Consider the following 10689-nt stretch of genomic DNA (forward strand, 5'->3'; position numbering starts at 1 on the left):
GGGAAAAGACGGAAAGAACCGCGATGAAGATCACCAAACTCACCACCTATATTGTTCCGCCGCGCTGGCTGTTTCTGAAGGTCGAGACCGACGAAGGCATCGTCGGCTGGGGTGAGCCGGTCGTCGAAGGCCGCGCGCTGACGGTCGAGGCCGCCGTCCACGAGCTCGAAGACTACCTGATCGGCAAGGATCCCTTCCTGATCGAGGACCACTGGACGGTAATGTATCGCGGCGGCTTCTATCGCGGTGGTGCTGCCCATATGAGCGCCATCTCCGGCATCGACCAGGCGCTGTGGGACATCAAGGGCAAAGCCCTCGGCCAGCCGATCCATTCGCTGCTCGGCGGCCAGCTCCGCGACCGCATCAAGGTCTATTCCTGGATCGGCGGCGACCGACCCGCCGATGTCGCCAACAATGCCAGGGACGTGGTCGCCCGCGGTTTCAAGGCGATCAAGCTCAACGGCTGCGAAGAAATGCAGATCGTCGATACTAACGAGAAAGTGGAAAAGGCGGTCGAGACCATCGCCGCCATCCGCGAGGCGATCGGCCCGCATATCGGCATCGGCGTCGATTTCCATGGCCGCGTGCATAAGCCGATGGCGAAAGTTCTCGCCAAGGAGCTCGAGCCCTACAAGCTGATGTTCATCGAGGAGCCGGTGCTTTCCGAAAACAAGGAAGCGCTGCGCGATATTGTCAACCATACCTCGACGCCGATCGCGCTCGGCGAGCGGCTCTTTTCGCGCTGGGACTTCAAGCAGGTCCTTTCCGACGGCTATGTCGACATCATCCAGCCGGATCTTTCGCATGCCGGCGGCATCACCGAATGCCGCAAGATCGCGGCGATGGCCGAAGCCTATGACGTGGCGCTGGCGCCGCATTGCCCGCTCGGCCCGATCGCGCTCGCCGCCTGCCTGCAGGTCGATGCCGTCAGCTACAATGCCTTTATCCAGGAACAGAGCCTCGGCATCCACTACAACACCGGCAACGACATTCTCGATTATATCTCCAACAAGGAGGTATTGCATTATGCCGATGGTTTCGTCTCGATCCCGCAGGGGCCCGGTCTCGGCATCGAGGTCGACGAGGCCTATGTCATCGAGCGCGCCAAGCAAGGCCATCGCTGGCGCAATCCGATCTGGCGCCATGCCGACGGCAGCTTCGCCGAGTGGTAAAGATTGGAGGGGCCGCGCAAGCGGCCCTTTTTCATGCGCCGTGTCGGATATCGCCCGTCTCATCCGTCATAGTGGAAACTCAAAGAGGAGATCCAGCATGGCCAGAGCAATCGCAATCATCGTCGCCCGCGTCATCTTCAGCTTCATCTTCTTCATGGCCGCCGGCTTCAAATTCGCCGATATCGGCGCGACGGCGGGCTATATCACTGCCGCCGGTTTTCCGATGCCGACATTGCTTACCTGGGTCGCGGCCTTCTTCGAGATCGCGCTGGCGCTCGCCTTCATCTCCGGGGCCTTCTTTGCCGAAGCCAGCCTGCTCGCAGGCATCTACGTGATCTTCCTCGCCTTTGCCTTCCACGGAGCGTCTCGTTGGCAGCAGAACCAGGCCGAATTCGGCTTCTTCGTCGATCACTTCACCTTCCTCGCCGGCCTGCTCTTCGCCGCCGTCCATGGGCCGGAGAGATGGGCGCTGCGCTACAGCCTGTTGAAATAGCGATCGATCCACAATCGTTCCGGAACCAAGAGCCGCGGCGATCATTGCTTCTCCACCACTTGGCAGAGGAGCGTCTCATGGCATTAGAGGGAAAGAGCGCCTTGGTGACGGGGGCAGGCTCCGGCATCGGCAAAGCGGCTGCATTGAAGCTTGCCGCCGAAGGCGCAAGGGTCGCGGTCCTCAGCCGCACGGAAAGCGAAGTGCAGGAAACCTGCAACGAGATCGTCGCTGCCGGCGGCCGGTCGATCGCACTGACGGCCGACACGAGCGACGAATCCCAGATGCGGGCGGCGATCGACAGGATGACCGAGGCCTTCGGCGGCATCGACATCGTCGTCGCCAATGCCGGCATCAACGGCGTCTGGGCACCGATCGATGATCTGAAGCCTGACGAATGGGATCAGACGATGGCAGTCAATCTGCGCGGCACCTATCTGACTCTCCATCTGACCGTGCCCTATCTGAAACGGAATGGCGGCTCCATCGTCGTCGTCTCCTCGATCAACGGCACCCGCACCTTTACGACGCCCGGCGCCACCGCCTATACCGCCACCAAGGCGGCACAAGTTGCCATGGTCCAGCAGCTTGCGCTGGAACTCGGCAAACATCGCATCCGCATCAACGCCGTCTGCCCCGGAGCGATCGAAACCGGCATTGCCGCCAACACCACCATGCGCCATCGCGAGGAGACCGAAGTGCCGGTCATTTGGCCGGAAGGCGAAATTCCGATCACCAACGGCAAGAAGGGTTCGAGCGAGGATGTCGCCGAGGCGATCCTCTTCCTCGCATCCGACCACGCCCGTCACATCACCGGCACGCCAATCTGGATCGATGGCGGCCAGAGCCTTTTGCGCTAACGGCCCTGGAAATCAGCCGTTCAGTCGGGCGCTGTCAAGCGTATACAGTTCCTGCGCGCGCTGCACGCCGCGCAACGCATAACGTCCGACGCATGCGAGCGCGGCACGCTCTTCCTGGGGTATGGCCGCAGCGAAATCAGAGGAGATCAGCAGGTTGAGATCGACCGAACGGCACATCGAGGCGATCCGGCTGACCTCGTTGACGGCAGGGCCGATGACGGTGAAGTCCAGCCGGTCCTGGCTGCCGATATTGCCGTAAAAGACATCTCCGATATGCAGACCGATATAGACGTCCGTCGTCGCCCGGCCGTCGGTCGCGCGGGCGGCATTCAGCGCGGCGAGCTTTTCCCGCAGCAGCGATTCGGCACTGAGCGCCGCACGGCATGTCTCAGCCGGCACCTCGCCCTTGAAGATCGCAAGCACACCATCTCCGATCAGCTTCAGCACATTGCCGCCCGCCTCGTGGATCGCCGAGATCGCTACCTCGCTGTAATCGTTTAGCAGCGGGATGATTTCCTCGGGCGGTACACGGTCGGAAATCTTTGTGTAGTTCAACAGATCGGAAAACCAGAGCGCCGCGGAAATCCGCTCCGACTTGCCGCGGCTGATCTTGCCTTCCATTACCTGGCGCGCCGCGTCCTCACCGAGATAGACTTCGGCGATGGTGCGGGCGATGCGCCCGAGCGCGATGCACTTGATCGCCAATCCGAGGACCGGCACGAGCTTGCGCAGGATGGCGAGATCGTGATCGGAAAAACCCTCAGGATGTTTCGTCGCGAAATGCGAGAAGAAGCAATCCATTTCGCCGATTGTGCCGGCTTCGCTGAAACGATGCATCATCGCCACGAAATCCGTGTGGCCGGCTTCCGCGATCTTGTCGAGCATGCTGAAATCGGTCGGATCGCCAAAGCCCAGGCGTCGGCGCACCTCCCGCTCGTTGCCCGACCAGAGATGGTAGAAGGCCGAGCGCTGCCAGTTCGCGGCCGCTTCGCCCGAGCTCGTCGGACCGTATTCGAATTCGGCTTCGATCTCCTCCACGCTGTCCCAGCGGAAGGCTCGGCCCTCATGCACGGGGTGCAGCGTGTCCATCAGCGCCAGACCGCGGTCGAGCGGCAGGCCGGCATTCCGGCAGGCCGCGCAGAAGCCGGTCATCAGTTCTGCTTCCGAAGCGCCCTTCAGTCCCTGCTCCGTAACCCAGGCCGCAATTGTGCTGACGTCGCTGTAATCCATGCCGCTTACCTCGCTCATATCAAGCTTTAGCCCAAATCCGGCATCGATGGAAAGCCGATTGGTTCAATCGCCGGCCAGCATGTTGTAGGGCGTGATGATTTCAACCGCTGAAAGAAAGGCCGGAACCGTCCGCCGGGCCGAGGCCTCGCTGCTCATGATCGCCCTGAAGGCCGAACGCGCATCGGTTCTGAGATCATGATGCAGGACGAAGCCGATCCGGCGTGCCGCAAGCAAAGCCCGATTGTCGGCATCGAGATCATGGGCGACAAAGACGCGGACCGGACGGTGGGCGGCTTCGAAGGCTGCCAGCACGGCTCGGTTGCCGCCGCCGATCGAATAGACGGCGTTGATCGCGGAATCGGCCGCGAGCGCTGCCACCGCAAGCGTTCCCGTCGCCGCATCGCTGCCGTGCCCCTCGCTGATTTCGGTGACGCCGATGTCGGGGTAATGGGCGCGGATGACGCGGCGAAAACCGATTTCGCGCTCCTCCTCGCCGCGGAACCGCCCGCTCGACAGCGTCACCAGCACCTTGCCGCCGTCACGCCCGAGGCATTCGCCGACAAGATGGGCGGCAGTTTCTCCCGCCGCCCGGTTGTCAGCGCCGGCATAGGCGATGCGCGCCGAATTCGGCAGGTCGGTCACCAGCGTCACCACGGGAATCCCGGCCGCATCCGCCCGCGCGACGGCGGCAACGACCTCGCCGACATCAGGGGCCTTGAGCACGATACCGTGCGTGCCGCGCAGCCGGATGCGATCGAGAAGCTGCACAAGTTCTACCGGCTTCAGCACTTCGGCAAAGTGGAAGCGGCAGCGAAAGACGCCGGGCAGAAAGGTTGCCATCTCGGCCTCGAAGGCGGCCCGCACCGCATCACTGAAACGCTGCGGCGTCTCCATGACGATATCGATCGCCAGCGTGCGCCCGCTGCTCATCGCCCCCGCCTGCTGCTTCTCCAGTTCCGCGATCGCCGCTCTCACCCGCATTTCCGTCTGTTGCCGCACGCCCGGTCGGCCGTTCAACACCCGGTCGACGGTGGCGGTGCTCAGTCCGGCCTGAAAGGCGATGTCCTTGACGAGAAAAGCATGCGCCATGGGACCCTTCCTGATGGTTTTTTGATGGATTCCTGATCTACATCACCTCGCACCGCGGCGTATAGTGCCCCCATCGGAAACAGGGAGGAGCCTGGGATGAAAATCGATAACCAGCAGAAATTGCGCGCCGACCGTGTCTGGCTCTCCGAAGATGCCTGCGATCTTGCCGATTTTCGCCGTCTTGCGGAAAAGACGACCGCGCTTGCCGATTACCCCACCGCGTCAGCGGTCGAGAAAAACATCCTGATTTATGACAGCCGCAAGGTGATGGCGGCGGTAGCGGAAGACCGGCGCGCCGTGCTGGCCGAAATCTGCGAGGCCTTCGGCGACGGCCCCGGCGTCATCGTATTCAAACATGCTTACGAGGATGCCGGCATCATCGACCGCGCCAGCGCGATCTTCGATCAGATCATCGAGGAGCAGCACCGCACCTCGACCGGTGGCGGCGATCACTTCGCCAAGCCCGGCGCCAACGACCGGATCTGGAATTCGCTGGAAAAACATTGCCTCGCCGATCCAACGAATTTCGCCGAATATTACAGCAACGCCATCGTCGCGCTGGCAAGCGAAGCCTGGCTCGGCCCGAGCTATCAGATGACGGCGCAGGTCAACCGCGTCAATCCGGGCGGCGCAGCACAGTCGGCGCATCGCGACTACCATCTCGGCTTCCAGTCGTCTGAGGTGATCGAGCAGTTTCCGGCGCATGTGCACCGGCTTTCGCCGGTGCTGACGCTGCAGGGCGCGGTCGCCCATTGCGACATGCCGCTCGAAAGCGGCCCGACGCTCTTCCTGCCGCACAGCCAGAGCTATGTGCCGGGTTATCTCGCGCTGAAGCGCCAGGAGTTCCGCGATTATTTCGAAGCCAACCACGTGCAGCTGCCGCTCGAAAAAGGCGACGTCGTCTTCTTCAATCCCGCCGTCTTTCACGCCGCCGGCACCAACCGCTCGGCCGACATCAAGCGTGTCGCCAACCTCCTGCAGGTCTCCTCCGCCTTCGGCCGGGCAATGGAGACCGTCAACCGCGAGAGGATGAGCGCCAGGCTCTTCCCCGCGTTGAAAACCCTACAGGGCAGGCTTACGCCCGATGAAATCACCAACGCCGTCGCCGCTTGCGCCGAAGGCTATTCCTTCCCGACCAATCTCGACCGCGACCCGCCGCTCGGCGGCCTGGCGCCGAAGACGCAGGCACAGTTGATGCACGAGGCATTGAAGGAAGGCTGGAGCGACGAGGCCTTTACGGCAGCGCTTGCCGAGCAGGCGAGGAAGAAATTGAGCTGAACTTGGAGACTGGAGCCCCCTCATCCGCACTGCCATAACCGCCTCCCGTACGCGGGAGGCTATTTGCATATCATCATCAGGGAGGAACCACATGAGCACAGACCACGGCCGTCTCGACGGCAAGATCGCCATCGTCACCGGCGGCACGCAAGGATTGGGCGCCACCATTGCCCGTCTCTTCGCCGAACGCGGTGCGAAAGGCATCGTCATTTGCGGCCGCAACGAAGCCAAGGGCGAGGCGAAGGCAGCGGAGATATCCGCTGCAACCGGCACCAGGGTCGTCTACGTCAAGGCCGACCTCGGCAAGGTCGAAGACGCACGGAATGTCGTGTACGCCTGCGACGAGGCCTTCGGCCGGGTCGACGCACTGGTCAATGCCGCCGCCATTACCGATCGCGGCACCATCCTCGATACCAGCCAGGAACTCTTCGACGCCATGTTCGCCGTCAATGTCCGCGCGCCGTTTTTCCTGATGCAGGAGACGGTGAAGGTCATGCGCCGCGAAGAGACCGAAGGCACCATCGTCAATATCGGCTCGATGTCGGCCAAAGCCGGCCAACCCTTCATCGCCGCCTACTGTGCCTCCAAGGGAGCGTTGGAAACGCTGACGAAGAACACCGCCTATGCGCTTTTGCGCAACCGAATCCGCGTCAACGGCCTCAACATCGGCTGGATGGCGTCCGAAGGCGAGGACCGCATCCAGCGAGAATATCACGATGCACCCGCCGACTGGCTGGAAAAGGCGGGGGCCAGCCAGCCCTTCGGCCGCCTCGTCGATCCGCATGAGGTGGCGCGCGCCTGCACTTACCTGTCGTCGGCCGAATCCGGCCTGATGACCGGCTCGGTCATCTGCTTCGACCAGTCGATCTGGGGGGCCTATGACGGCTCGCCGCATCCGGTCGCCGCCCTCTGAAAAACCGGAGCCCGGCATTTCCGCTCGCCGGGCTCTGGCACCTCCCAGCGTTTGTCGCTAGGAAAAGGGCGGCAGCATTCAGGGAGGAACTGGCGTGGCAGACAATCCGCTTTACGACACCCGCGATGAACGTTTCGGCGCTCTGGTCATCGGCAGCGCCGCCCTCGAGGAACTCTATTGCGGTTGCCGCTGGACGGAAGGCCCGGTCTGGTTTTCCGACCTCAACTGCCTGCTCTGGAGCGATATCCCGAACGAACGCATGATGCGCTGGACGCCCGACGGCACGGTCTCGGTCTTCCGCTCGCCCTCCAATTACGTCAACGGCAACACCCGCGACCGGCAGGGCCGGCTTATCTCCTGCGAACATGGCGGCCGCCGCGTCACCCGCACCGAGTTCGACGGCAGCATCACCGTTCTCGCCGACAGCTACAAGGGCAAACGGCTGAACTCGCCGAACGATGTCGTCGTCCATTCCGATGGCGGGATCTGGTTCACCGATCCGACCTACGGCATCCTGTCCGATTACGAGGGCCATAAGGCCGAGCCCGAGCAGCCAACCCGAAACGTTTACCGGATCGACCCTTCAAGCGGCGCAATCGAGGCCGTTGTCCAGGATTTCATCCAGCCGAACGGCCTTGCCTTCTCGCCCGACGAGACGAAACTCTACATCGCCGATTCCGGCTCGGCAAAACATGACGTGCCGCGACATATAAGAGTTTTCGACGTCGTCGACGGCAGGAGGCTCGCAAACAGCCGCTATTTCTGCAGCCTCGATGTCGGCAATCCCGACGGCTTCCGCTTCGATATCGGCGGCAATCTCTGGACGAGTGCCGGCGACGGCGTTCATTGCTTTTCGCCCGACGGCACGCTGCTCGGCAAGATCAGGGTGCCGCAGACGGTCTCCAACCTCACCTTCGGCGGCCCCAAGAAAAACCGGCTCTTCATCACCGCGACGCGCTCGGTCTATTCGATCTATACGAAGACCAACGGCGCCCAATATCCGTGAGGATTAGGCACCGGCTTGGAGATCGCCGTACCGGGATGACGACGTGCATAAAAAAAGCTAAAGCGCGTCACACGAATGAGATTCGATGTGCGTGCTTCAGAGCATGATGCCGAAACCCGTGAGCGGTTTTCGGACAACATCCTGTTCTGGCAGCTCGCAGATCCATTGCATCAAGAAGGGATGTCCCGATGACCCGATTTTCACGCGCCGAAGGGCGCCGCACCACTTCTGATGCCATGACCGGGAGAGCTTGAGATGCGTTCCGTCGTTTCCTTCAACGAAGGCTGGAGTTTCCACGAGGGCTTCGGACAGCGTCTGCTCGAAAGCTTCGACGCCGCCAAGTCGGTCAGCTTGCCCCACACCGCAGTCGAACTGCCGTTCAACTATTTCGACGAGAAAAGCTATCAGCGCGCCTTCACCTATCAGAAAGTGCTGCGCTGGCTGCCCGAATTCGAGGACCGCGAGGTTTCGCTCGTTTTCGACGCCGCCATGGCCGACAGCGTCGTCTATCTGAACGGCGAAGAAATCATCGCTCATAAGGACGGCTACACCCCCTTTGAGGCCCGTTTCACCGGCAAGCTCATCAAGGGCGAGAACCTCGTGACCGTCAAGATCGACGGCAGCGAAAATCCTGAGATCCCGCCCTTCGGCGGCCGCATCGATTATCTGACCTATGCCGGCATCTACCGCGACGTCTGGCTGAAGGTCACCGATCCGGTGTCGATCCGCAATCTCAAGATCGAAACTGCGGACGTTCTCGCGCCGGAGAAATCGGCAACGATCCGCGTCGATATCGCCAATCCCGACGGCCGCAGCTTCTCGGCGACTGTCACCGCCACGCTGAAGCAGGCTGACGGCACGGTGATCGCCACCGCAGCAACCGAGACGATCGGCGACCGCACCAGGCTTTCCTTCGGCGGCCTCACCAGTATTACCCTGTGGGACATCATCGATCCCACGCTCTACGAGGTCACCGTCGAACTCAGGACGGAGCACGGCTCCGACCGTGTCTCCAGCCGCTTCGGCTTCCGCACCGCCGAATTCACGCCGGAAGGCTTCCTCTTGAACGGCAGACCGCTGAAGCTGCGCGGCCTCAACCGTCATCAGTCCTTCCCCTATGTCGGTTATGCCGCCGGCCGGTCCGCCCAGGAGCGCGACGCCGACATCATGAAGGGCGTGCTGAAGTGCAATATCGTCCGCACCTCGCATTATCCGCAGTCGAGATGGTTCCTCGACCGCTGCGATGCGATCGGCCTGCTGGTCTTCGAGGAGATCCCCGGCTGGCAGCATATCGGCGATGCCGACTGGCAGAAGGAATCGATCGAGAACGTCCGCCGCATGATCGAGCGCGACTGGAACCATCCCTCGATCGTCATCTGGGGCGTGCGCATCAACGAGTCCCAGGATAATCACGATTTTTACGCCGAGACCAATCGCCTCGCCCGCGAGCTCGACAGCACCCGCCAGACCGGCGGCGTGCGTTACATCACCGAGAGCGAACTGCTCGAAGACGTCTACACGATGAACGACTTCATCCTCGGCAACGAGGAATTGCCGGGCGCCAACCGCCCGCGCACCGCATTGCGCGGCCAAGAGGAAAATACCGGGCTGTCGAAAAAAGTGCCGTATCTGATCACCGAGTTCAACGGCCACATGCACCCGACGAAGATTTATGACCAGGAGCAGCGCCAGGCCGAGCATGTGCGCCGTCACCTGGAGGTGCTGAATGCCGCCTATGGCGACCCCGATATTTCGGGCGCGATCGGCTGGTGCATGTTCGATTACAACACCCACAAGGATTTCGGCTCCGGCGACCGCATCTGCTATCACGGCGTCATGGACATGTTCCGCGAGCCGAAATTCGCCGCCTATGCCTATATCAGCCAGTGCGACCCGTCCGACGAGATCGTCATGAAGCCCGCGACCTTCTGGGCACGCGGTGAGCGCAATATCGGCGGCGTGCTGCCGTTGATCATTCTGACCAATTGCGACGAGGTGGAACTGCGATATGGCGGGCTCAGCAAGCGCATCGGCCCGGACCGCGAGAATTATCCGCATCTGCCGCATCCGCCCGTCGTGCTCGATCATCACCACTTCACCGCCGACGAGCTCGGCACCTGGGGGCTGGAATGGATCGACGGCACCTTGACCGGTTATATCGGCGGCGAACCGGTGGCGAGCCTGACGTTTGCCGCCGATCCTCTGCCGACGACGCTGGAAATCGTCGCCGACAGCCACACGCTGAAAGCCCGGGAACGCGACAGCACCCGCGTCATCATTCGCGCCCTCGACCAATGCGGCCAGCGACTGCCCTTCATGAACGACAGTATTGCGCTGAAGGTGCATGGACCCGGAAAAATCGTCGGCCCGGCCAATGTGCCGCTGCAGGGCGGCGCCGCGGGCTTCTGGCTGGAGGCAACGGGGCTGGTCGGCGAGATCACCGTCGAAGCGGTCTCCTCGCGTTTTGCGCCGGTGACCCTTACTGTGACGGCGGCCGCTTGACGACCATCACGCAATCCGCATTTGGCTGTCGGGATCGAAGAACACGGCCTTGTCGAGATTGAAGGCAAGGCGGGTGTTCTGGCCCGGGGCGATGCCGGCATCGGCGCGCAGGCGGGCGACGACGGATTTGCCGCCGAGTTTGGTGACGG

9 protein-coding genes and 1 pseudogene are annotated in these 10689 nt (G+C 62.3%); 7 read left to right on the plus strand and 3 right to left on the minus strand.

The annotated features are described in order from the left end of the window. Positions 1 to 23 precede the first annotated feature (23 nt). The 3 genes from dgoD (at position 24) to K6M89_RS11220 (ending at position 2522) form a co-directional block, all read left to right on the plus strand. Positions 24 to 1172: a galactonate dehydratase gene (dgoD, locus tag K6M89_RS11210; RefSeq protein ID WP_222139471.1), complete on the plus strand. Its 1149-nt coding sequence runs from the start codon at positions 24 to 26 to the stop codon at positions 1170 to 1172. A gap of 97 nt (positions 1173 to 1269) precedes the next feature. After that, positions 1270 to 1665, plus strand: coding sequence for a DoxX family protein (locus K6M89_RS11215; protein ID WP_222139472.1), 396 nt, complete (start codon positions 1270 to 1272; stop codon positions 1663 to 1665). A 77-nt stretch (positions 1666 to 1742) separates the two neighbouring features. Further along, on the plus strand, positions 1743 to 2522 hold the full coding sequence (locus K6M89_RS11220) for an SDR family oxidoreductase (RefSeq protein WP_222139473.1): 780 nt from the start codon (positions 1743 to 1745) through the stop codon (positions 2520 to 2522). Positions 2523 to 2534: 12 nt separating this feature from the next. On the opposite strand, the gene K6M89_RS11225 is transcribed toward K6M89_RS11220, so the two are convergent. Together K6M89_RS11225 and K6M89_RS11230 are read right to left on the minus strand one after the other, a co-directional pair. Then, positions 2535 to 3752, minus strand: a complete 1218-nt coding sequence (locus tag K6M89_RS11225) for an adenylate/guanylate cyclase domain-containing protein (protein ID WP_097580518.1) — start codon at positions 3750 to 3752, stop codon at positions 2535 to 2537. Between the two features lie 63 nt (positions 3753 to 3815). Then, the gene (locus K6M89_RS11230; RefSeq protein ID WP_222139474.1) at positions 3816 to 4841 is read right to left on the minus strand and encodes a LacI family DNA-binding transcriptional regulator; all 1026 of its coding nucleotides are present in this window, start codon (positions 4839 to 4841) and stop codon (positions 3816 to 3818) included. Between the two features lie 96 nt (positions 4842 to 4937). Between K6M89_RS11230 and K6M89_RS11235 the strand changes: the two genes are divergently transcribed. From K6M89_RS11235 to K6M89_RS11250, 4 genes are all read left to right on the plus strand, one after another. After that, positions 4938 to 6119 carry a phytanoyl-CoA dioxygenase family protein gene (locus tag K6M89_RS11235; RefSeq protein ID WP_222139475.1) on the plus strand — a complete coding sequence of 394 codons (1182 nt, stop codon included), beginning with the start codon at positions 4938 to 4940 and terminating at the stop codon, positions 6117 to 6119. A 91-nt stretch (positions 6120 to 6210) separates the two neighbouring features. Then, positions 6211 to 7032, plus strand: coding sequence for an SDR family oxidoreductase (locus K6M89_RS11240; protein WP_222139476.1), 822 nt, complete (start codon positions 6211 to 6213; stop codon positions 7030 to 7032). Positions 7033 to 7126: 94 nt separating this feature from the next. Then, on the plus strand, positions 7127 to 8038 hold the full coding sequence (locus tag K6M89_RS11245) for an SMP-30/gluconolactonase/LRE family protein (protein ID WP_222139477.1): 912 nt from the start codon (positions 7127 to 7129) through the stop codon (positions 8036 to 8038). Positions 8039 to 8293: 255 nt separating this feature from the next. Next, positions 8294 to 10540: a glycoside hydrolase family 2 protein gene (locus K6M89_RS11250; RefSeq protein WP_222139478.1), complete on the plus strand. Its 2247-nt coding sequence runs from the start codon at positions 8294 to 8296 to the stop codon at positions 10538 to 10540. A gap of 6 nt (positions 10541 to 10546) precedes the next feature. Here the strand turns inward: K6M89_RS11250 and K6M89_RS11255 are convergent. Next, positions 10547 to 10689: pseudogene (locus tag K6M89_RS11255) on the minus strand (sugar ABC transporter ATP-binding protein); the annotation flags it as partial.

The sequence above is a fragment of the Rhizobium croatiense genome (assembly GCF_019793465.1).
In the GTDB taxonomy this organism is placed as follows: Bacteria; Pseudomonadota; Alphaproteobacteria; order Rhizobiales; family Rhizobiaceae; genus Rhizobium; species Rhizobium croatiense.